At 65.6% G+C, this 21274-nt stretch carries 24 protein-coding genes and 1 pseudogene; 11 read left to right on the top strand and 14 right to left on the bottom strand.

What is annotated here, in order from left to right:
• Positions 1-36 precede the first annotated feature (36 nt).
• The gene (locus VH499_RS06915; RefSeq protein WP_332051999.1) at positions 37-1677 is read left to right on the top strand and encodes an AMP-binding protein; all 1641 of its coding nucleotides are present in this window, start codon (positions 37-39) and stop codon (positions 1675-1677) included.
• 260 nt (positions 1678-1937) lie between these two features.
• Here VH499_RS06915 and VH499_RS06910 read toward each other — a convergent pair whose 3' ends face one another.
• Positions 1938-3692: an ABC transporter transmembrane domain-containing protein gene (locus tag VH499_RS06910; protein ID WP_332051965.1), complete on the bottom strand. Its 1755-nt coding sequence runs from the start codon at positions 3690-3692 to the stop codon at positions 1938-1940.
• Positions 3689-3994 (bottom strand): iron donor protein CyaY, encoded by a 306-nt coding sequence (cyaY, locus tag VH499_RS06905; protein WP_332051964.1) that lies wholly within the window; start codon positions 3992-3994, stop codon positions 3689-3691. Before cyaY ends, VH499_RS06910 begins: the two co-directional genes overlap by 4 nt.
• 126 nt (positions 3995-4120) lie before the next feature.
• Here cyaY and rpmE point away from each other — a divergent pair.
• Both rpmE and VH499_RS06895 read left to right on the top strand, forming a co-directional pair.
• Positions 4121-4333: pseudogene (gene rpmE / locus VH499_RS06900) on the top strand (50S ribosomal protein L31); the annotation flags it as partial.
• A gap of 150 nt (positions 4334-4483) precedes the next feature.
• On the top strand, positions 4484-6529 hold the full coding sequence (locus VH499_RS06895) for a molybdopterin-dependent oxidoreductase (protein WP_332051963.1): 2046 nt from the start codon (positions 4484-4486) through the stop codon (positions 6527-6529).
• A gap of 6 nt (positions 6530-6535) precedes the next feature.
• Here VH499_RS06895 and VH499_RS06890 read toward each other — a convergent pair whose 3' ends face one another.
• On the bottom strand, positions 6536-7921 hold the full coding sequence (locus VH499_RS06890) for an MFS transporter (RefSeq protein ID WP_332051962.1): 1386 nt from the start codon (positions 7919-7921) through the stop codon (positions 6536-6538).
• Between the two features lie 90 nt (positions 7922-8011).
• Here VH499_RS06890 and VH499_RS06885 point away from each other — a divergent pair, with 90 nt between their 5' ends.
• Positions 8012-8677 (top strand): metalloregulator ArsR/SmtB family transcription factor, encoded by a 666-nt coding sequence (locus VH499_RS06885; RefSeq protein WP_332051961.1) that lies wholly within the window; start codon positions 8012-8014, stop codon positions 8675-8677.
• Here the strand turns inward: VH499_RS06885 and VH499_RS06880 are convergent.
• Positions 8664-9068: a nuclear transport factor 2 family protein gene (locus VH499_RS06880; protein ID WP_332051960.1), complete on the bottom strand. Its 405-nt coding sequence runs from the start codon at positions 9066-9068 to the stop codon at positions 8664-8666. The genes VH499_RS06885 and VH499_RS06880 overlap by 14 nt on opposite strands.
• Positions 9069-9136: 68 nt before the next feature.
• Positions 9137-10060 (bottom strand): hypothetical protein, encoded by a 924-nt coding sequence (locus VH499_RS06875; RefSeq protein WP_332051959.1) that lies wholly within the window; start codon positions 10058-10060, stop codon positions 9137-9139.
• Here VH499_RS06875 and VH499_RS06870 point away from each other — a divergent pair.
• Positions 10059-10340: a hypothetical protein gene (locus VH499_RS06870; protein ID WP_332051958.1), complete on the top strand. Its 282-nt coding sequence runs from the start codon at positions 10059-10061 to the stop codon at positions 10338-10340. The two genes, VH499_RS06875 and VH499_RS06870, sit on opposite strands and share 2 nt — an antisense overlap.
• A 153-nt stretch (positions 10341-10493) precedes the next feature.
• Here VH499_RS06870 and VH499_RS06865 read toward each other — a convergent pair whose 3' ends face one another.
• Complete coding sequence (locus tag VH499_RS06865; RefSeq protein ID WP_332051957.1) at positions 10494-10805, bottom strand: putative quinol monooxygenase; 312 nt, start codon at positions 10803-10805, stop codon at positions 10494-10496.
• Positions 10806-10942: 137 nt separating this feature from the next.
• Between VH499_RS06865 and VH499_RS06860 the strand changes: the two genes are divergently transcribed.
• Genes VH499_RS06860 through VH499_RS06845 form a run of 4 tightly spaced genes read left to right on the top strand, consistent with a single transcriptional unit; the run spans position 10943 to position 13333 of the window.
• Positions 10943-12022: a bifunctional transcriptional activator/DNA repair enzyme AdaA gene (locus VH499_RS06860; RefSeq protein ID WP_332051956.1), complete on the top strand. Its 1080-nt coding sequence runs from the start codon at positions 10943-10945 to the stop codon at positions 12020-12022.
• On the top strand, positions 12015-12536 hold the full coding sequence (gene ogt, locus VH499_RS06855) for a methylated-DNA--[protein]-cysteine S-methyltransferase (protein WP_332051955.1): 522 nt from the start codon (positions 12015-12017) through the stop codon (positions 12534-12536). The genes VH499_RS06860 and ogt overlap by 8 nt, the downstream gene beginning before the upstream one ends.
• On the top strand, positions 12533-12886 hold the full coding sequence (locus tag VH499_RS06850; RefSeq protein WP_332051954.1) for a nuclear transport factor 2 family protein: 354 nt from the start codon (positions 12533-12535) through the stop codon (positions 12884-12886). The genes ogt and VH499_RS06850 overlap by 4 nt, the downstream gene beginning before the upstream one ends.
• 54 nt (positions 12887-12940) lie before the next feature.
• Positions 12941-13333 carry a hypothetical protein gene (locus VH499_RS06845; protein ID WP_332051953.1) on the top strand — a complete coding sequence of 131 codons (393 nt, stop codon included), beginning with the start codon at positions 12941-12943 and terminating at the stop codon, positions 13331-13333.
• Here the strand turns inward: VH499_RS06845 and VH499_RS06840 are convergent.
• Genes VH499_RS06840 through VH499_RS06820 form a run of 5 tightly spaced genes read right to left on the bottom strand, consistent with a single transcriptional unit; the run spans position 13311 to position 17222 of the window.
• The gene (locus VH499_RS06840) at positions 13311-13775 is read right to left on the bottom strand and encodes a DUF934 domain-containing protein (RefSeq protein WP_332051952.1); all 465 of its coding nucleotides are present in this window, start codon (positions 13773-13775) and stop codon (positions 13311-13313) included. The two genes, VH499_RS06845 and VH499_RS06840, sit on opposite strands and share 23 nt — an antisense overlap.
• Positions 13762-15435 carry a nitrite/sulfite reductase gene (locus VH499_RS06835; protein ID WP_332051951.1) on the bottom strand — a complete coding sequence of 558 codons (1674 nt, stop codon included), beginning with the start codon at positions 15433-15435 and terminating at the stop codon, positions 13762-13764. The genes VH499_RS06840 and VH499_RS06835 overlap by 14 nt, the downstream gene beginning before the upstream one ends.
• Positions 15428-15742 carry a DUF2849 domain-containing protein gene (locus VH499_RS06830; protein WP_332051950.1) on the bottom strand — a complete coding sequence of 105 codons (315 nt, stop codon included), beginning with the start codon at positions 15740-15742 and terminating at the stop codon, positions 15428-15430. Before VH499_RS06830 ends, VH499_RS06835 begins: the two co-directional genes overlap by 8 nt.
• Positions 15742-17082 (bottom strand): siroheme synthase CysG, encoded by a 1341-nt coding sequence (gene cysG / locus VH499_RS06825; protein WP_332051949.1) that lies wholly within the window; start codon positions 17080-17082, stop codon positions 15742-15744. Before cysG ends, VH499_RS06830 begins: the two co-directional genes overlap by 1 nt.
• Positions 17079-17222, bottom strand: a complete 144-nt coding sequence (locus tag VH499_RS06820; RefSeq protein ID WP_332051948.1) for a hypothetical protein — start codon at positions 17220-17222, stop codon at positions 17079-17081. The genes cysG and VH499_RS06820 overlap by 4 nt, the downstream gene beginning before the upstream one ends.
• A gap of 248 nt (positions 17223-17470) precedes the next feature.
• Between VH499_RS06820 and VH499_RS06815 the strand changes: the two genes are divergently transcribed.
• Complete coding sequence (locus VH499_RS06815; protein ID WP_332051947.1) at positions 17471-17920, top strand: Hsp20 family protein; 450 nt, start codon at positions 17471-17473, stop codon at positions 17918-17920.
• Between the two features lie 78 nt (positions 17921-17998).
• On the opposite strand, the gene VH499_RS06810 is transcribed toward VH499_RS06815, so the two are convergent.
• Complete coding sequence (locus VH499_RS06810) at positions 17999-18931, bottom strand: fumarylacetoacetate hydrolase family protein (RefSeq protein ID WP_332051946.1); 933 nt, start codon at positions 18929-18931, stop codon at positions 17999-18001.
• Positions 18928-19260: a carboxymuconolactone decarboxylase family protein gene (locus VH499_RS06805; RefSeq protein WP_332051945.1), complete on the bottom strand. Its 333-nt coding sequence runs from the start codon at positions 19258-19260 to the stop codon at positions 18928-18930. Before VH499_RS06805 ends, VH499_RS06810 begins: the two co-directional genes overlap by 4 nt.
• 64 nt (positions 19261-19324) lie before the next feature.
• Here VH499_RS06805 and VH499_RS06800 point away from each other — a divergent pair, with 64 nt between their 5' ends.
• Positions 19325-20272 carry a glyoxalase gene (locus tag VH499_RS06800; RefSeq protein WP_332051944.1) on the top strand — a complete coding sequence of 316 codons (948 nt, stop codon included), beginning with the start codon at positions 19325-19327 and terminating at the stop codon, positions 20270-20272.
• Between the two features lie 120 nt (positions 20273-20392).
• Here VH499_RS06800 and VH499_RS06795 read toward each other — a convergent pair whose 3' ends face one another.
• Positions 20393-21262 carry a fumarylacetoacetate hydrolase family protein gene (locus VH499_RS06795; protein WP_332051943.1) on the bottom strand — a complete coding sequence of 290 codons (870 nt, stop codon included), beginning with the start codon at positions 21260-21262 and terminating at the stop codon, positions 20393-20395.
• Positions 21263-21274 lie beyond the last annotated feature (12 nt).

Here is a 21274-nt window from a genome sequence, read left to right as displayed (position 1 = left end):
TTGGGATGGTCCACCTGCCATACAGTGCCGTTCACCATGATCTGCCACGGTTTTTCCTACGATGAGGCGATGCGCCGCTTCCGCTGGCCGCAGCCCGAGCGTTTCAACATCGGCCGCGCCGTCTGCGAGCGCCATCCGCGCGAGAGCCTGGCGTTGATTGTGGAAAACGCCGATGGAAGTGTTCGCAACTGGACGTTCGGGCAGCTCCTCGATGCGAGCTCGCGGCTCGCCAACGCACTTGCCGCCCAGGGCATCAAGAGAGGCGATCGCCTCGCGGTGTTCCTGAGCCAAGGCGCGGAGCTCACGATCAGTCATCTCGCCGGCTATCGCATGGGTGCGGTCGTGCTACCGCTCTTCACACTGTTCGGCGAGGAAGCGGTCGAATACCGGCTCGCCAACGCCGAAGCCTCGGCGATCGTCACCGATGTGAGCCAGCTTCCAAAGGTGCTCGCTGTGCGCGATCGCCTGCCGCATCTCAGCACCGTCGTCGTGATCGGCGCCGGCGCTCGGGACCGGAAGTTCTTCGACTGGGATGATCTGCTCGCCGCGGCTTCCGACAAGTTCACGACGCTCGAGACACTCGCGGAGGATCCCGCGCTCCTGATCTACACCTCCGGGACGACAGGCCAGCCCAAGGGCGCGCTGCATGCCCACCGCATGCTTTTGGGCTGCATTCCGCCGGTCGAGCAATGGCTGAGCCACTGGCCGCGCGGCAACGAGGTCATGTGGACGCCGGCTGAATGGGCCTGGATCGCAGGCCTCTACGATTCACTTTTTCCCGCCTGGTACTATGGCACTCCGGTCGTGGCCCATCGCTTCGCCAAGTTCGATCCGGAGCGTGCCTTCGCGTTGCTCGCCAGACATCATGTCGGCGTAAGCTTCATCCCGCCCACCGCGCTCAAGATGATGCGCCAGGTAGGCAAGCCTCGCGCACGCTGGCCCTACGAACTGCGGGCCGTCTGCACCGGCGGCGAGGCCATGGGCGAGGAATTGCTGGCGTGGGGCCGAGAGACCTTCGGTACGACGATCTCCGAAGGCTACGGTCAAACCGAGATGAACATGATGCTGCTCAACTCGCCCGAGTGGTTCGACGTCCGACCGCGCTCCTGCGGCCGCGCCTGCCCCGGCCGAAAGGTCGCGATCGTGGGACCTGACGGCGAGGTCTTGCCGCGAGGTGAGGAAGGCCAGATCGCGGGCTGGCGGCACGATCCGATCGTCATGCTGGAATACTGGCGCAATCCCGAGGCAACGGCTCGCAAATATGCGGGCGACTGGCTGCTGACCGGCGATCTCGGCTGCATGGACGAAGACGGCTATGTCTATTTCAAGAGCCGCGACGATGACGTGATCACATCGGGCGGCTATCGGATCGGCCCCGGCGAGATCGAGGAATGCCTGATGAAGCATCCTGCCGTGGCGATGGTCGGGGTCGTGGGAGTGCCCGACAGGATACGAACGGAGATCGTGAAGGCCTTCGTCCAGCTCCGGCCGGAGATCGCGCCGTCCGACGCCCTGAAGGCCGATCTGGCCACCCACGTGAAGACCCGTCTGGCCGCCCACGAATATCCCCGCGAGGTCGAATTCGTGGCCGAGTTGCCGCTCACGACGACCGGCAAGATCCTGCGGCGGGAGCTGCGGCGCCTGGACGCCGAACGCAACGCTCTGGCGCGAAGCTAGAGAGCTCCAAGCAAGCTCTGGGCGTTGCTCTCCGGCGAGCCCGCAAGCAACAAGAGGAGGCCGATCAACACCACCGGCCACCAGTCGATCGCGCGTATGAGCCAATCCTGCCAGGCCTTTGAATGACCTGAGACTTCTGTGTGCAATGGAAATCGAGCGAACATTCCCAAGCTCAATGTAGTCAGTGTCAAATCGGACGATGAACTATACTGTTAAATATAACCTTCAATGCTCTGAAATTCAATCATAATAGTGACACATCAGCTGGCTGCGGCCGAGAGATTGAACTGCAACTCCGCCAGCCGGGCATAGAGGCCGCCCCGCCGCGCGAGTTCTGCGTGACTGCCGACGTCGACCACCCGTCCGGCATCGACCACCACGATCCGGTCGGCCTTTTGCACCGTGGCCAGTCGATGGGCGATCACCAGGGTCGTCCGCTTGTGCATCAGCCCGTCGAGCGCCTGTTGGACGGCGAGCTCGCTTTCCGCGTCCAGGGCACTCGTGGCTTCGTCGAGCAGCAGGACAGCCGGATCGCAAAGCAAGGCGCGGGCAATGGCGATGCGCTGCCGCTGGCCTCCGGACAGCCGGACGCCACGGGCCCCGAGATGCGTGGCAAAGCCCTGGGGCAGTGCTTCGATGAATCCGAGGGCCGACGCCGCCTTGGCGGCCGCCCTCACCTCGGCTTCGGAAGCCTCGGGCTGCCCGTAACGAATATTGTCGGCGACGGTCGTAGTGAAAAGCACGGGCTCCTGCGGTACGACGGCCAGGCTGCGACGGAGCTCATGGACCCTCAGTTCACGGATATCCACGCCGTCGAGCCGCACCGTGCCCGTCTCGGGGTCGTAGAAGCGGAGCAACAGGTTGAACACCGTGGTCTTCCCTGCTCCCGACGGGCCGACGATCGCCACAGTCTCACCGGCTGAAACCGCCAGATCGAAGCGGTCGAGTGCACGGATATCGGGCCGGCTAGGATAGCGAAAGCAAATTCCCTCGAAGGCAACGGCGCCGCGCACCGGCTGCGGCAGCATCGCCGGCCGGGCAGCCTCCAGGATGACCGGCGGCTCGGCCCTGAGCTCCGACAGGCGTTCCGCAGCGCCCGACGCCCGCTGCAAATCGCCAATGGTCTCGCTGATCGCTCCACCCGAGCTCGCGACCAGCACCGCGTAGAAAACGAAAGCCGACAAGTCGCCGGCGGTAATTCGGCCGGCAATCACATCCTGTCCGCCGATCCACAGCAGGAAGCCGACCGCCGCGAACACGATGAAGATCACCAGCGTGGTCATGACGGCACGACGCGTGATGCGGCGGATCGCTGCCACGAAGGCGAGTTCGGTCGCCTCGCCGAAGCGGCGGGCCGTCCGCTCTTCCTGAGCGAAGGCCTGCACCGTGCGCACGCCGTCGAGCGTCTCCCCGCCCTCCGAGACGAGATCGGCGATGCGTGCCTGCGCCTCGCGCGAGAGTTGCCGCACCTTGCGGCCGAAGACGATGATCGGCACCACCACCACCGGAACGACGGCCAGGACCAGGGCCGCGAGCTTGGGATTGGTGATGACCAGCATCGCAATGCCGCCGACGCACATCAGGGTGTTGCGCAGCGCCACCGAGGCGGACGAACCGATCACCTGCTCGATGAGCTGGGCATCCGAGGAGATACGGCTCATCACATCGCCCGAGCGCTTGATCTCGAACCAGGCCGGACCGAGCCGGACGACATGGGCAAAGAGATCTCGCCGCAAGTCGCCCACCACGCGCTCGCCGAGCCAGGAAACCAGGTAGAAGCGCGAGCCCGAAGCGACCGCCAGGATGGCGGCGACAACCAATATCGAGGCCAGCGCATAGTCGAGCACCGCGGGCTGGCCCTGGCTAAATCCGCGATCGATCAGCGCACGCAGGCAGGCGCCGAAGGCAAGCACCGTGCCTGCAGCGACGATCAGGGACAGTAGCGCCAACGCAAGACGTCCGCGATGTGGGCGCAGATAAGGTCCGAGAAGCCTCAGGCCCGCGAAACGGTTCATGCCGGCTGCCATGTCAAGGGAACGTCCAGTTCGGCGGACAGAATCGTGAGCAGATCGCCGTCCCCGCGCGTATCCTGCCATAGTCCTGATTCGGCTTTGAAGGCGAAGTGACGGGCGCCGGACTTTGGCGAACTCAGCCAGATCTGCCGGGTGGGTGCATGTTTATTGACGATCCAGGTGCCGGCCTCGCCCTCGATGGTCAGCACGCCGCCCTGCCGCTCGGTATCCGCGTGATCACCGAGACCTTCCTCCAGGGATGTCAGGAGGCTGTCGGCCAGGCTTTCGAAGGCTGAATCGGTCATTGCGGCCGGTCTACAAGTCCGCCCGAGCCGCGACAACCGGGCTTGTGGACACACCCCGGGGCCGTTATACACCCGCCCCTGTTGCGCGAGCCGGTCGGAAATCGGCGCCAGGCGCTGGAGAAGCTTATGAAAGAGAAGATCCACCCCGACTACCATGAGATCACGGTGGTGATGACCGACGGCTCGTCCTTCAAGACGAAGTCGACCTGGGGCAAGGAAGGCGCGACCATGCGCCTCGACATCGATCCGAAGACCCATCCCGCCTGGACGGGCGTGCGCCAGAGCGTCGACCGGGGCGGCCGCGTGCAGCGCTTCAAGGATCGCTTCGGCATGACCGGCACTGCCGGTTCCGCCGTGGGCGCCGGCATCAAATCGTCCGGTGCCAAGACGGAGGCGACCCCGGCTAAGGGCGCCGCCAAGAAGAAGTAAGGCCGGAATACTTTCCGCTCTCTGCTACAGTACCGTTTCCCGCTTTGAGGAGACGGTGTGGTGAAGTCCGTAAGAGTTGTCTGTGCACACGACTGCCCGGACATGTGCTCGCTCATCGCGCATGTCGACAACGGCAAGGTCGTCCGCGTGCAGGGCGATCCCGACCATCCCTACACGGCGGGTTTTGCCTGCGGCAAGGTCAACCGCGACGCCGACAACGTCAATTCGCCCGAACGTATCGCTACCCCGCTGAAGCGTACCGGCGCCAAGGGTTCGGGTCTGTTCAGACCGATCTCCTGGGACGAGGCACTGGGCGAGATCACCGGCAAATGGAAGGCACTCATCCGCGAGAGCGGGCCGCTCGCTATCCTCGGATACGCCTACTCCGCCCATCAGGGCCTGATGAACCGCGGGCTGGTGAATGGGCTGTTCCATGCCTTGGGGTCGTCCCGACTGCAGGCCGGCACGGTATGCGACACGTGCTGCGAGACCGCCTGGGACCTGACCGTGGGCCCGGTCGGCGGCGCCGATCCCGAGTCGGTCGTGCACTCGGATCTCGTGATCTCCTGGGGCGCCGACCTTGCCGCCACCAATGTCCACTTCTGGGCCCTCGTCGAGGGCCAGAAGAAGGCGCGCGGCATGCCGCTGATCGTCATCGATCCGCGCCGCACGCGCAGCGCCAAGGCGGCTGACCTCTATCTCCCGATCAAGATCGGCACCGATGCCGCGCTCGCTTTGGGCGTGATGCATATCCTGGTGCGCGACGGCCTCGCCAACCGCGACTATATCGCCCGTAACACCTTGGGTTTCGACCGGGTCGAGCGCGAGATCCTGCCGAAATTCACGCCGGCACGAACAGCCGAGATCACCGGACTTGCCGTCGTCGATATCGAGGAGCTCGCCACGATGTACGGCCAGGCGAAGGCCGCGCTGATCCGGCTCGGCGAGGGCATGACCCGGCTCGCCTCGGGTGGCCAGGCGCTGCGCACGATCGCCCTGCTGCCCGGTGTGAGCGGCCACTACGGCGTCAGGGGCGGCGGCGCACTCCTCCTGACCGCCGCCTCGTGCGATCTCAACTACAACGCCGTGCGCAAGCCGTCGGGCCCTGCAACCTCGCGCATGGTGAACCATCTGCGCCTCGGCGAAGCACTGTTGAACATGAAGGACCCGCCGATCCGCGCACTCTATGTTTCGGCCAACAATCCGGCGGTGACCTGCCCCGAGGCGCGCAAGGTCCGGCAGGGACTGTCGCGCGAGGACCTGTTTACCGTGGTCCACGATCCCTTCATGACCGACACCGCGAAATATGCCGATATCGTACTGCCGGCGGCGAGCTATCTCGAGACCGACGATCTCTATCGAGCCTATGGCGCGTACTGGATGCAATGGGGTCAGAAGGCGGCCGAACCTCGGGGCCAGGCCCGCTCCAATTTCGACGTGGCGCAGGCGCTCGCCCGACGCATGGGCATTAGCGACCGGATCTTCGGCCTGTCGCCGCAGGAAGCGGTGAAAGAGCTGTTCAACGGCGCGACGGGACCCGCGGCGAAAGCGAATCCAGAGACGCTGCTCACGGGACAGCCCATCCCCATCGCGCACGACTGGAAAGGACAGCCCTTCAGGACGCCGTCGGGCAAGCTCGAGTTCTATTCCGAGCAGCTTGCCAAGCAGGGCCTGCCGGCGATGCCGGACTGGAACCAGGACCCGATCGAGGAAGCCGACGGCAGCAAGTGGCCGTTGCGCCTTCTCACAGCGCCCGGCTATTTCCAGGCGCACACCGCCTTTTCCGGCGTGGGCTTCCTGCGCAAGCGCGAAGGCGAACCATTCTGCATCCTCCATCCCGACGATGCCAAAGAGCGCGGTCTGGCGGAGGGCAGCAACGTTCGCCTGTTCAACGATCGTGGGGAGATCGGCCTCGTCCTGCGGGTGAGCGACGAGGTACGACCGGGCGTGGTGCTGGTTCCCGGGCAGCGTCCGACGAGCGAGGCGCTGGCCGGGACCGTCAACATGCTCTGCTCGGACCGCTATACCGATATCGGCGAAGGGGCCACCTATCAGAGCACCTTCCTCGACGTAGGTCCGTGGACGGAGGCCCGAGCGGCTGAATGACTGCCGCTAGCGGGAAAGGCGGAGGCTGGCCAGGCAGGCAAGGGCGGCCGGCACGACGAAACTTGCGGGAACCCAGAAGGCGGCATCTCTTAGCCCCTGGTCTGTGACCGCGTCGGCGAGACCGCTGGCGTTCGCGGCCAGGCCAGCAAGCGCCGCCCCCAGGGCGAAGCCCATCTGCTGGACGGTGGGAACCGAAGATGCCGCGACGGTCTCGTCTCCGGGCCTGGCGCCGCTCATCACCCGGTGGGCGACGAAGGGCCAGCATTGGCCGATGCCGATACCAACGACCGCGATGGCGAAGTAGAGGGCCGACGAGGTGGATTCCGGCATAAGCAGCGCAATACCCATCAGGCCGGCGCCCATGACGGCCGGTCCGGCCAGCATCAGCCGGTCTCGCCAGATCCCGGCCGCGCCGGCAGAGGCAACGGATGCCGCGGTCCAGCCAAGGGAAGCGCCGGCGACCGCATAACCCGCCGCCAACGCATCGAGGCCGTGCAAGCGCTGCAGGAGGATCGGCACGTAGAGCTGCAACGGGCTGAAAGTGATGCAGAGCAGCAGAACCAACCACAATCCGACGCCGGTTGGCGTGCGCAAGGAGAAGGCATCCCGCGGCAGGAGTGCCATTGGAGCTTCGCGGTTCAGCCGCAGCATCAGGGCCAGGCAGAGGATCGCGCCACAGATCATGCCGGCCTTCGCGACCGGCCACTCGATCGAAGAAACGGCCGAAGTGGCGGCGATCGCGGCGCAGATCAGGGCGACGCGCGCCGCGGGCACCGGTGGCACCGGCCCTTTGTGTTCCGCCACGGCCGACCGCAAGACGACGAATGCTCCGGCCGTCAACAGGGCCGCGACGGCGGCGACCGCGATGAACGCCCCGCGCCAGTTGCCCAACCGGGCGAAGATCCCGCCGACCAACGGTCCCAACAGAACCGAAACGCTCCACATGCCCGACAACAAAGCGATCGCTCTCGGCCAGACCGGTTCCGGCAGCGTGCGGCGCACCACCACATACGCGACCGCCGCCTCCAGCCCGCCGCCGAACCCCTGGACAAGACGGCCTGCGACGACCCAGTCCATGGTCGGAGCGAGCGAACAGAGGAGCGCGCCGGCGCCGAAGATCGTGACGCCGGTACAGTAGGTAGTCCGCACGCCGAGCATCGTGGCGAGCATCGCCGCACAGGTTGCGGCAGTGATGGAGGATGCGAGATAGGCGGTCGTCGGCCAGCTCATCATGGCGACGCCGCCCAGTTCGCCGACGATGGTCGGCAGCACCGTCGAGAGCATCAGCACGTTCATCGATTGCAGCAGCACGCCGCTCAGCAGCACGGCGAGCGTCGCCATCCATTCCGGCCTCAGAAGCGAACGCCAGCCCTCGTCTGCCGCGTCGTCCATGCCGATTGTCTCCTCGGAGCGCGGGTGGACAGGTTGCCAGCCACCGCTGCGTGAGCTATTTTAAATAGTGATTACTTTCTAAATTCGTGCATGAGTCAAGCGACCGATCGCAGCCAGGATCGCATCCTGTTCCACCTCAAGAGCCGCGGATCACAGACTGCGGCCGAGATCGGCCGCAGTCTCGGCATGACCCCGGCGGGCGCGCGACAACATCTGGTCAAACTCGAAGTCACCGGCCTCGTCGAGGCCGAGAACCAGCGCCATGGCCGCGGACGCCCGCGCAAGTGCTGGCGGCTCACGCAAGCGGGCCATGGTCGCTTTCCCGACCGGCATTCCGACCTCACTCTCGATCTCCTGGGCGCGACGCGGCAAGTCTTCGGCGAACGTGGATTGGAGAGGCTGATCGAACATCGCCAGGGCGCGAGCCTTGCCGACTACCGCAAGGCCGTCGGAGAAAGATGGTCGCTTCGCCGGAAGCTCGCCGCTCTCGCCCAAGTGCGCAGTCGCGAAGGCTACATGGCGAGCATCGCCGACGACCCGCAGGGCGGCTTTCTGCTCGTCGAGGATCACTGTCCGATCTGCGCCGCCGCCGCGGCGTGCCAAGGGCTTTGCCGCTCGGAGCTTGCCATCTTTCGCGCCGTTCTGGGCACCGACGTAACGGTCGAGCGGATCGACCACATCCTGGCCGGTGCCCGGCGTTGCGCCTACCGGATCGCCAGACGTCCTCGCGGGGACGGCGGGTCTAAAGCGGAATGACGGGCGCGAGCTTCTCGCCCTTGGCTGCTGCGCGCAGCGGGGCAGTATCGGCGTAGACCCGCTCCTCGAGGATCTTGCCGTCTCGCAGCCGGAATTTGTCGACTCCGCGCCAGTCGACGCGCTTGCCGCCTGCGGTTCGCGTATTCTGCCATTCGATGATCACGGTATCGCCGCGCGCGGTCCAATCGAGAAGTTGCCACACGCTGTCCGGTGCCTTCTCCCTCACGATCTCGGTGAGACGGCTCATCTCCCTGCCGGCGACCGGCCGATCATAGAGAGGCGAATGCAGGCGGCCCTCGGGATGCCAAAGAGCGAGGAACGCCTCGCCATCCCGCGCCGCCCAAGCGGCAGCGAACCTGGTCACAAAGTCCTGGATATCGGTGTCGGCCATCGTCGTCCCTCCATATCGGACGACGATCGACCGGAATTGGATACCGCGCTCGCGGAGTTCGGCGCGACCTACCAGAAACGGGTGGCCCCGAGCCAGTACTTGACGCTCCTCTCATCGCGATCGCGGCCGCCCAGCCCGGCGGCGAGGCAGGCTGCGGCGCAGGCGATGGCGAACGTGGCCGCCGTCAGGAAGCCTGCGAGCGCGGTCTTCTTGCGCGCTTCGTTCGCGACATCGCGTGCTTTCTGCTCGGCCTTCCTGGCTTCGGCAAAGGACAGGTCGACCCGCTTTTCGGCATCGGGTTGAGAAAGGCCGGTCTGTCGAGCCACCACCAGGCCAAGGTAGCCGCGATCCTCGTCCGACAACGAACCGCCGGCGAGACCGCGGGTGAAAACGCGCGTCACCGACGCGGGATCGACCGAGTTCTCCCCTTGTGCGGCATCAGCGCCGCCGGCAGGGGCCGCATTGGCGACCGGCCGAAAGAGAAAGTCCGTAGCATATTGAGCAGGATTCGCGGGCGACGGCATCGACGCACCGGCGCTTGCGCCGCTCGCCGCGCCGGCGGTCACGGCGGCCGTTGCCTCGAGGGCGGTTTTCGCCGCGCCACCGACGCCGGAGGCAACGACGGCTGCGGAGATCACGAGACCCAGCGCCCAGACGACGAAGCCATGGGCACCGTCACGGAAGTGGCGCTCCGACTCGGCGCCGTCGGCCCACGGCGTGCGCATGCGCCCGGCGAGATAGCCGCCGGCAGCGTAGCTGCAGACCTGCACCAGCGCGACATAGAGCGTTGCCACGACCAGGAAGGTGGGTGCGGATAGACCGCGATAGGGATAGGGCGAGATCGCGGACAGGCCCAGCGCCGAGCCGAAGGTCAGAAGAACAAACGAGATGGCCGCCGCCCCGATCGCACCGGCGATGACGGCACCCCATTCGAGATACTGGAACCGCGGTGCGCGGACGGCGACGTCGGTCGCCGGGACCACGTCGGGCATGGCTCTCTCCTTCTGGATGGTCCGGTTAGCGCATACCAACGAAAGACAGGATCGCCATGACGATGACGACAAGGCCGACGAGGTAGATGATGGCGTTCATGCGCGTCCTCCGACGGGTATTACGGCAGGAAAACGGCGAGTCGCACGCGAAGGTTGCTCGACGGCGGGCTGCTTTGTCGCGCAGGCAGCCGACATCTGTGACCTTTCTGCGGCCGCCCTTGGCCAGGCCCTGCTGCGAGCGCCGGCGCCAGGCGTCGTGAACCCTACCGGCGACGCCTAGTGCCGGCACCGTCGGAATTCAGGTCGTCGATCCTGGCCGGCTTGCCTTGACCTTTTCCCCGGTCAACGCCTGCCCGTGGACGGCGGAGGGAAGAATGCAGACGGCCAGTCCGGGGCAACTGGTCCGTTGGAACATTGCTTCCTCCTGATGGCTTCAGACGAACTTGTGCTGCGCTCGCTCGCGCTTGGCAAGCTTCGGAAGCGCCTCACCCTGGATCAGCGTTCTGAAATGCTCGCTCTGCTGGTGGGCACCAAACGCTGCTTCATCGCGAAAGACTTCGTAGAAGAAGAACTTCGCGGGTTCGGTCAGCGACTGATGGATCTCGAAGGTCTTGACGCCCGGTTCGCGTTGAGCCTGCGGCAGGAAACGCTTCAGGATCTCCAGGACCGCCCCAACCTCCTCGGGTTTGGTTTCCCAGAAGGCCGTCACCACGATGCCGTCCCGGGAGCTCTTCACATCGACCATGGGTTCCTCCTTTTGCTAAAGTCGATGCCCTTCACGATAGGCAGGAGCCGCGACCGAAGCTTCGGTAGCAGCCGAACCGAGCAATGATGTCCGAAAACCGCCAGCGACCTGCCGATGGGAATGGGATCATGCCGGGCATGGAACTTTCCCAGGAACTGCTCGATCGGGAGGCTTGTTATCGCGCCTTCCAGACTCATGACGCCCGCTTCGACGGCCGCATCTTCGTCGGCGTCACCTCGACCGGCATCTACTGCCGGCCGATCTGCCCTGCCCGCGTCCCGAAGTTCGAGAACTGCCGCTTCTTCGCCTCCGCGGCCGGCGCACAGGAGGCCGGCTTTCGTCCCTGCCTGCGATGCCGGCCGGAAATTGCGCCGGAGCTCGCTTTCTGGCGCGGCACCTCCAACACCGTGAGCCGGGCGCTGAAACTGATCGCCGATGGCGCCCTCGACGAGAGCGAAGCCGGCGTCGAAGCGCTGGCGGAGAGGCTGGGTGTCGGCGGCCGGCAGCTTCGCCGCCTGTTCCAGCAGCATATCGGCGCCTCGCCGATCGCTGTTGCGCAGACGCGGCGGGTGCTGTTCGCCAAGCATCTGATCCACGATACGCGGCTCTCCATGACCGAGGTGGCATTGTCCGCGGGGTTCGGCAGCGTGCGGCGCTTCAACGAGACTTTCCGCAAGATGTTCGGCCGTCCACCGAGCACCCTCCGTCGCACCAGGAAGGGAGCCAAGAGTGGTCCCGACCACGGCGCAGCTGAAGGCGTCACGCTGCGCCTGTCCTACCGGCCGCCCTATGACTGGCCGGGCATGCTCGATGCGTTGTCGGCACGCGCCGACCGACGGCTCGAGCACGTCGAAGGCGATGTCTGGCGCCGCGTGGTCGAACTCGACGGCAGGAGAGGCAGCGTCGGTGTCGCGCACTTGCCGGAGCGCCATGCAGTCGCAGTCACCATCCATTTTCCCGAGGTACGTGCCCTTCCCGCGATCGTGGCGCGCGTCAAGCGCGTGTTCGATCTCGGCGCCGACATCGCCATGATCGGCAGCCATCTCGCTCGCGATCCCACGCTCGCGCCCCTGATCGCCAAACGGCCGGGTTTGCGTGCACCCGGCGACTGGGATCGCGACACCGTGGGCGCGTCCCTCGACGAGCATGCACCGCCGGGGTGGCGACCATGGCACGCCTATGCCGCCCAGCATTTGCGGATGGCCTCCCATGGCTGAGACGCTCCGCCTGTGGATCGACCGCCTGGCGACGCCGATCGGCGAGTTGATCGTGGTCGCCGATGACGATGGCAAGTTGCGCGCGGTCGACTGGACCGAACATGAAGGCCGGATGAAGGGCTTGCTCGACCGCTTCTGCGGCAAGGCACGCTACACGCTGACGCCCGCCCGCGATCCGCACGGCGTGACCTCGGCCATGCGGCGCTACTTCAAGGGCAACATCGCCGTCCTCCACGATCTCCCTGTCGCGACCAACGGTACCGCGTTCCAGACCAGCATCTGGCGGGCGCTGCGCAGGATCGAAGACGGCACGACCATCAGCTATGCGGACCTCGCGACCCGCATCGGCAAGCCCAGAGCCGTGCGTGCGGCCGGCCTCGCCAACGGACAGAACCCCGTCAGCATCGTCGTCCCGTGCCATCGCGTGATCGGCTCCAATGGCAGCCTGACCGGCTATGGCGGCGGACTCGGCCGCAAACAGTGGCTGCTGGCCCATGAAGGAGTGCGGCTATGAACGATCTGGAGACCCTGCAAGGGCTCAATCGCGACTACATCGCGTCGGTGCAGAAGGGCGACGCCAAGCGGTTCGGCGAGATCCTGTCGGAGGATTTCCTCAACACCAACCCCGACGGCTCGCTGGTCGACAAGCAGGGCTTCCTCAGGCAGATCGCGCCGCCGGTAAAGATCCGCGACCTCGCCTGCCACGACGTCAATGTGCGGCTGATGGGCGAGTTCGCGATCGTGCACGCGCGGACCACCTACACGCTGCCCGATGGCCGGTCGGGCAGCGGCCGCTATACCGACATCTATGCCCGGCGCGGCGGCCAGTGGCTGTGCGTCGCAGCGCAGGTGGCGAGGAGCTGAGCCTTGTCGAGTGTCCGGTGATGATCATAATGGCTGCCGTTGCAGTGAGCAGCCGTGCCCCTTCGCATCGACATCGACCACGCCCGCCGACTTGTCCATACCACGGCCGAGGGAACCATTTCCCTGAGCGAGATCCTCGACTACTTCGATACGGTCACGGTACAGAACGCCATGCCCTACGCGAAGCTGTTCGATGCGAGCGAAGCGCGATTCACCATTAGCGACGACGACATGATGGTATTGGGCGCCCGGGTCAGCGCCTATGCCAGCATGGAGCCGCGCGGCCCGATTGCGTTCATCGCCGGCTCGGACGAAACAGTCGTTCTCGGTGCGCGCTTCGCCAATCTTGGAGGCGCCAAGCGGCCGCTTCGCATCTTCAGAAGTGTGGAAGAAGGTCGCAAGTGGCTCGAGACGCAGCCAGCCGTCATTCCGCCGCCGACAGCGTAACGCGGCGGCCGAACAGTCGCAGTTGCGATGCCGTCGGCCGCCCGTCCTTCGTAGGCTGGTAGACGACGCTGAAAAGCGTGCGGGCCCTGGCCAGCGCCTCGCCGAAGCCTTTCTGGTCGCTTTCGAAGGAATCGAACCCGCAACGCAGGAGGAATGGAAGCTGGTCCTGCAGCACGTCGCCCGCGGCGCGCAATTCGCCACGATAACCCAGCCGCTCGCGCAGAAGCCGCGCCTGGCTATAGGCGCGACCGTCGCTGAACCTGGGGAAATGCAACGTGATCAGGGTCAAGCTCGCAAGCTCTGGCTGCAGCTCATTGACGTCATCGGTATTGGCGAGCGCGACGGCGGGCCCCACCCGATCCTTGAGCCAATCGGCGAGCGGCAATGGCGCCGGCTGGTCGTTGGCAACCGGCGCGGCCGAACCTTCCCTAAACAGCGGCATAGACGCGATCCTTGAAGGGCTGGACACCGAGCCGCCGGTAGGTGTCGACGAAGCGCTCGCCGGCGCTCCGCGCTTCGAGATAGGTCGCGACGAGAGCATCGACTGCATCGACGATCTTCTCGGCCGGAACAGCCGGGCCAAGGATGGTGCCAAGCGCTGTTCTGCCGAAATCGACGTCGCCGCCCAGGCTGATCTGGTAAAGCTCGATCCCGTTCTTGTCGACGCCCAGGATGCCGATGTGGCCCACATGGTGATGACCGCAGGCATTGATGCAGCCCGAGATCTTGATCTTGAGGTCGCCGATATCATGCTGCCGCGAAAGGGCGGCGAAGTGCCGGGAGATGCGCTGTGCCACGGGAATCGAGCGGGCGTTGGCGAGCGCGCAATAGTCAAGGCCGGGGCAGGCGATGATGTCGGTGATCTTGCCGACATTGGCCTCGGCGAAGCCCAGCCGGTCAAGCGCGCGATAGACGGCCGGCAGATCCTCGATCGCGACATGCGGCAGCACGAGATTCTGCTCGTGGCTCACCCGGATCTCGCTCTGGCTGTAGGCATCGGCGATGTCGGCGACGCCCTCCATCTGAGCGGCACTGGCATCGCCGGGCGGCGCGCCGGCAGGCTTCAGCGAGGCCGTCACGATGGCATGGCCCGGCACGCGATGGGGCGCGACGTTCGACTTGAGCCATAGCGCGAAGTTCCGATCCTCGAGCTTCAGCGCTTCCACCTCCGGAACCCGCGTGCGCCCGGGCTGAAGCGGTGGCGGCGCGAATTGGCCGGCGATCGCCTCGATGGTCTCGGGAGCGAGCCTGAGGGCGCTGTCCTTCATCGACTCGTACTCGGCCTCGACTTCCTCGCACATCTTCTCGGCACCGATCTCGTGCACCAGGATCTTGATGCGCGCCTTGAATAGATTGTCGCGACGGCCATAGCGATTGTAGACGCGCAGCGTCGCCTCGAGATAAGCGAGCAGCTCGTCCTTGGGCAGGAACTCGCGGAGCGTCTTGCCGATCATCGGCGTGCGGCCGAGGCCGCCGCCCACGATCACCTCGAATCCGACCTCGCCCTGGTCGTTGCGCCACAGGCGCAGGCCGATGTCGTGGACGCGCACCGCGGCGCGGTCGTTGGGTGAACCCGTGATCGCGATCTTGAATTTGCGCGGCAAGAAGCTGAACTCGGGATGCAGCGTCGACCATTGACGGACGATCTCGCACCACACGCGCGGATCCTCGATCTCGTCCACTGCCGCGCCGGCGAAGTGATCGGCGGTGGTGTTGCGAACGCAGTTGCCGCTGGTCTGGATCGAATGCATGTCGACTTCCGCGAGCGCCGCGATTGCATCCGGCGCCTGCTCGAGCTTGATCCAGTGGAGCTGCAGGTTCTGTCGCGTCGTGAAGTGACCGTAGCCGCGATCGTACTTGCGGCTGATCTCGGCCAGCTTGCGCAACTGGCGGGACGACAGCGTGCCGTAGGGGATCGCGATCCGCAGCATGTAGGCGTGGAGCTGCAGGTAGAGTCCGTTCGTGAGCCGCAGCGGCTTGAACTGCTCCTCGGTCAACTCGCCGGCGAGGCGACGGCGCACCTGGTCGCGGAACTGCTCGACACGCTCGCCAACCAGCCGGCGGTCGTATTCGTCATAGCGATAGAAGTGGGTGTCAGGCATAGCGCACCGCCTCCGCCGCGATCGCGGCGAAGGTGAGCCCCGAGGCGCGGATCTTTTCCCGGAGCGACAGCGGCTCGATCCGGCCGTCCTCGCCCTCGCTCACGGCCACCAGGAAGGGCTCGACGATGCCGAACGATTCCAAACGGGCTCGCTGCAGAAGGATTTCAGCCGAACGCGTGTCGCGGGCGACGGCCGCCCGGTCGAGCCGCTCCGCCCATTGACCGGCGTCGTCGAGGAAGACCACCATGCCGTCGACGAGGCGATTGGCGGAAGCGACCCGGAGATCGCCGCTGAGGTTCTTGGCCATCACGAGACCTGTGCAAGATGTTGTTGCCGGGCATCGGCCAGGGCTGCGACCTCGCCGACGATGATAAGGCTGGGACCGCCGCCGCCGCGGGAGGCGTGAGATGCGGCGAGCCGCGCCAGATCGGAAAGACGGCCGACCGACACTCGTTCATCGGGTCGAGTGCCGTTCTCGACGATGGCGACCGGCGTAGCGGGAGAAGCGCCGGCCTCCAGCAGGCGATCGCGTACGGAAGCCGCTTCCGTTGCGCCCATGTAGACCGCCACGGTATGTCCTTGCCCGGCCAGGTCCGGCCAGGCGGGCTGGCACGCTCCTTCGGCGGTATGCCCGCTCACGAAGGTGACGGCCGAGGCGACGCGCCGGTGCGTGAGCGGAATGCCGATCGAGGCGGCGACGCCCAGCGCCGCCGTGACGCCTGGCACCACGGTTACCGGAAGACCTGCCGCGCGCAGCGCCTCGACCTCCTCGCCGCCGCGTCCGAAGACGAACGGATCGCCAGCCTTCAGGCGCACGACAATCTCGCCTGCGCGTACGCGGCGAATCATTTCGGCTTCGATATCCTTCTGCGGCCGGTTCGCGTGGCCCTTGCGCTTGCCGACGCAAATCAGCTCGGCGTCGCGGCGCGCGCGATCAAGCACCGCCTGGGGCACGAGATGGTCATGCAGGATGGCGTCTGCCTCCTGCAGAAGTTGTGCGGCTCGCAAGGTCAGGAGATCGGGATCGCCTGGTCCCGCGCCCACGATGTGAGCGATACCGGCAGGCCTTCCGCCGCGCCGCGCAGCATCAAGATCGCCCAGCACGGCACGCCGCGCGCCGGCCTGGTCGCCGGCCAGGGCAAGGCGACCTGCGGGCCCTTCGACCAGCCGTCTCCAGAAGGCGCGCCGCGGGGCCGGGTCGGTGATCAGGGCGTTCACCTGGCGGCGGAACGAACCGGCCAGATTTGCCAGTGCGCCGACACGTTCGGGCAGCAGGGCTTCGATCCGCGCGCGCAATACCGTTGCCAGGGTAGGTGACGTTCCGGCGGTTGAAACGGCGATGACGACTTCGTTGCGATCGATTATCGAAGGCACGATGAAATCGCTGAGCGCCGGACGGTCAGCGACGTTCACCGGCACGCGGCCTTGCCGGACGGCGCTGGCGGCAACCGTGTCGCGCTCGACATCGCCCGTAGCCACGAAGGCCGCCGCGGCGGTTTCCAGGTCTCCGGGGCCGACGCTCTCGACGCGGCGGACGGCCGCGCCTGCGGACCGCGCCAGCGCGGCACGGCGCTGGGCGGCGGCCCCCTGCCCCACCACGACCACCGTGCGACCAGAGAGATCGAAGAAGAGCGGCAGATGCTTCATGACACCAGCGCGCGCAGCCCGACCGCGAGGGCGATCATAGCCAAGGCCTGGGCCGTCGCGCGAAGCCAGAGCAGGGCGTCAGGATGCCGCTCGTGGAAGCGGCGCCACGGGCTGGGCGAGTAGAGATCGGTCTGGGCCACGGGACGCTCCCACCTCGGTCAGGTTATCGATCTGGCGCTTTTTCGCATGTTCGCCAGGAGGTGAATTGCCGAAGGTCCCTTCACTTCGGACAAAATCTTTCGTCCGCACGCCGCGCCGGGAAAAATCCGCTTTGAGGAGGTCCGTGGTGCCTCTTGAAGCCCGGGCGATCCTTCCTAAATCTTCGCTGTCGGCCGTGCCCATGCCGGGGCGGCGACATCGACATCGCTCAACTAGGAGGATGACTGACATGCGTGGATTCGATTATTCGCCGTTCTATCGTGCCACCGTTGGCTTCGATCGGGTCTTCGACCTGCTCGACAACGTGGCGGGCCAGGCTTCGAGCAACGGCTACCCCCCGTACAACATCGAGAAGGCCGGCGAGAACGCCTACCGGATCGTGATGGCGGTTGCAGGTTTCGCCGAGCCGGAGCTGAACGTGACCCAGAAGGAGAACGAGCTGCTGGTCACCGGCCAGGCCGCGTCGAACAGTGACGAAGACAAGCAGTATCTGTATCGCGGCATTGCCGGGCGCAACTTCGAGCGCCGCTTCCAGCTCGCCGACCATGTGAAGGTCACGGGCGCGAAGCTTGCCAACGGCCTGCTGACGATCGAGCTGCAGCGTGAGATTCCGGAGGAGAAGAAGCCCCGCGCCATCGAGATCAAGGCCGAGGGCAGCAAGCCGGCTCTGACGCACTGACCTTTGAAATGCAGGGCGACCTGCAGACAGTTTCTCTTGAAGAGGGCGTCGCACACGATCGCGACGCCCTTCTTTTGGTTATTTGGCCGCGTATTTGCCGGTGAGCTGGGGCGTGTGCGGCCCCTCGCCCCCCTTGTCCTTGTGCTGCGAGCGCGTGGTGCGCGCCCAGGTCCGCTTCAGCTCGTCCTTCACGCCGACATGCAGGGTGCCGATCCTCTCCACGGTGAGCTCGATCCTGTCGCCGTCCATGAAGGCGTTGAGGCCGCGATGGTTGGTGCCGGTGGCGAGAATGTCGCCGGGTTCGAGGGTATGGATCGAGCTCGCCCATTCGATGCAGCGCGGGATCTGGTGCGCCATGTCGCTGGTGTTGAACTTCTGCATCACCTGCCCGTTGTTGGTCAGGGTGACGTTGAGGTTTTGCGGCTCGGTGATCTCGTCGGCCGTCACGATCCAGGGTCCGATCGGCGCGAAGGTATCGCGCGACTTCATCTGGAAAAAGACGTTGCCGGGCGGCGGCAGGCCGCGCGCCGAGCCGTCGATGAAGCAGGTATAGCCGAAGACGTATCGCATCGCCTCGGCCTGCGACACGCGGGTGGCCCGCTTGCCGATCACCAACGCCATTTCCGCCTCGCCCTCGAAGATGGTGGCGGGAACGTCCGGCAGCACCATCGTGTCGCCGTCGCCGATCACGGCAGTCGCGGCCTTGTGAAAGGCATTGATCTGCGGCTTCTCCCTGAGCGTGCCGTCTTCCATGTAGTTGACGGCCATGCAAACGATGTTGCCGGGCTTCGGCACCGGCGGTCGCAGGTGCACGCTCTTGAGGGCGACGCCTTTGCCGTCAGTGGCGGCCTTCTCGACCCTGGACCTGTTCGCATCCCACTTCGCGATCAGCCCGATGATCAGGTCGCGGGTATCGAGATGCGGGATATCTTTCACGGCGTCGGTGACATCGACGACCGAGTCGCCCTTGAGCACGCCGAGGCGATAGTCGTTGAAATAGCAGAGCTTCACTTCTTGTCCCCTTCCTCGAGCACTTCCTTGGCGACATTGGCGGCCGACATCGCCGCCGGCCAACCGGCATAGAAGGCGAGATGCGTAATGAGCTCGATCAGCTCGTCCTTCTTGACGCCGTTGTTGATGGCGCGCGCGAAATGACCGCGCTGCTGTTCGGTGCGGTTGAGCGCCACCAGCGCTGCACAGGTGATGAGGCTGCGGTCGCGCTTGGAAAGGCCGGGCCGCTCCCAGACATCGCCGAACAACACGTTGTCCGTAAGGTCGATCAGCTTCGGCGCAAACGACCTCAAACGGTCGCGCGGATTTGGCACCGGCGGCTTGGACATGCTTTCCTCCTTTTCACTTTCAAGTTGCAGCGCTAGCGTTGCCCCCAAAGTGTCGGAGGAAACCATGCCCGCAATCAAGGTTGCCGATTTCGCCTTCCCGCGAATGGAGGCGCCGGACCTCGATGAAATGGAGGAATTCCTTACCCATTTCGGCCTGACCCGCGCCGAGCGCACGGCCGATGCGCTCTACATGCGTGGGACGGACGGCAATCATCATCTGCATGTCACACACAAGGGTGGCACGAAGTTCATCGGCTTCGCCTATCACGCCGCCCGCGAGGACGATCTCGAGCGGCTCGCCAAGCTGCCCGGCGCTTCGGGCATCGAGACCCTGAACGAGCCCGGCGGCGGCAAACGCGTGCGATTGACCGAGCCCAACGGCTATCAGATCGAGGTGGTCGCCGGCCTGAAATGTGGTGCGCCGAGCAAGTCCGGGCGCGACCTCATCAACTCCGGCAGCGAGCCGCATCGCCGTGCCGGGCGCCTGATGCGGCTCTCCAAATCGCCGACGCCGATCCAGCGCATCGGCCACGGCGTACTGGCCACACCCAAGGTCAAGGAAACGGTCGCCTGGTTCCGCAACACACTGGGCATGATCCGGTCCGACGACGTCTATGCCGGGGAAAAGGAGAACGTGATCGGCTCCTTCAACCGGCTCGATCGCGGTGACGACTACGTCGATCATCACGTGCTGTTCTGCGTCCACAACGAAAGGACCGGCCTCAACCACGTCTCCTACGAGGCGCACGACATCGACGCGATCTTCCAGGACCACGAGTATCTGAAGAAGCTCGGCAAGTACGAGCACATGTGGGGCATCGGCCGGCACCTGCTCGGCAGTCAGGTGTACGACTACTGGAGCGATCCCTGGGGCCGCGTTCACGAACGCTGGGCGGACACGGACCGTCTCAACGCGTCCAACGGCGGTTACCTGCTGAGCGCCGAGGAAGGCTTTCAGTCGCAATGGGGCGAGCGGCCGCCGGAGCGCTTCATCGGGCATGCCAGCCCCTAGAGAGTTTCGCCCTCGATCACAGGCAGGATCAATCTTGATCGATCTCGGATTGGCCCCTCCTGCCAACCCGGAGCTGGCGGCCGTGCAGCCCGTGGCCGAGGTCGCGCGCACCGGTTTCCGCTATCCGACCTTCAACTTGTCCGGCAAACGTTGGTCGTTGCCGAGGGCCACGCGACGAACGCCCTCGCTGTCCGGACTCGAGGGAAAGCCGTCCTTCGCGCGCGGCGCCGGTGCCTCGACGACCTTGTTCGAGAGCCGGCCGACACCAGTCACCTCGACGTCGATCGTGTCGCCGACTTCGAGTGGCCGCGAGTTGGCTGGCGTGCCCGTCAACAGAATGTCGCCCGGCAGGAACGTCATGTGTCGCGCGAGGTCGGCGATCAGGTAGCCGCAGTCGAAGATCTGCTCGCTGACGGCGCCCTCCTGGACCAGCTTGCCGTTCCTGTAGGACCGCAGGATCGACTGGCGCACATCGACGCCTGACACGAGGCCAGGCCCGATCGGACAGAAGCCGTCCATGCCCTTCACGCGCAGCATCGAGCCCGCATCGGTATCGCGAAAGTCGTGGCAGCCGAAGTCATTGGCGGGCGCGAAGCCCGCGATACAGTCCCAGGCCTCCTCGCGCGTGACATTCTTGGTCACCTTGCCGAACACGACGGCGAGCTCGCCTTCGTAGTTTACGTACTTGTAGCCCGCAGGCCGGATCAACTCGCCCTTGTGGGCGTTGAGTGCCGTCAGGGGCTTCTGGAAATAGGTCGGTGTCTTGGGCGGCGTTCGCGTGTTGTTGAACTCGAAGTAGCGCGAGATGTAGTTCACATGCACGCAGACAATCTTGGTCGGCGTGCACGGCGGCAGATGGACGACCTCGTGCTCGCCACAGCTGCGGCCGTCGGCGAAGACGATCTTGCCGTCCTTGAATGCCACCCGGTAAGCGCTGCCGTCCTTGATGACATGACGGATTTCCTTGCGCGGTCCTTCCAGAGCACTCATTTGTTCCGTTTC

It is taken from the genome of Reyranella sp. (genome assembly GCF_036558665.1).
Lineage (GTDB): Bacteria > Pseudomonadota > Alphaproteobacteria > Reyranellales > Reyranellaceae > Reyranella.
The sequence above is the reverse complement of the archived record's forward strand: the minus strand, read 5'-3'. Positions and strand labels throughout refer to the sequence as shown.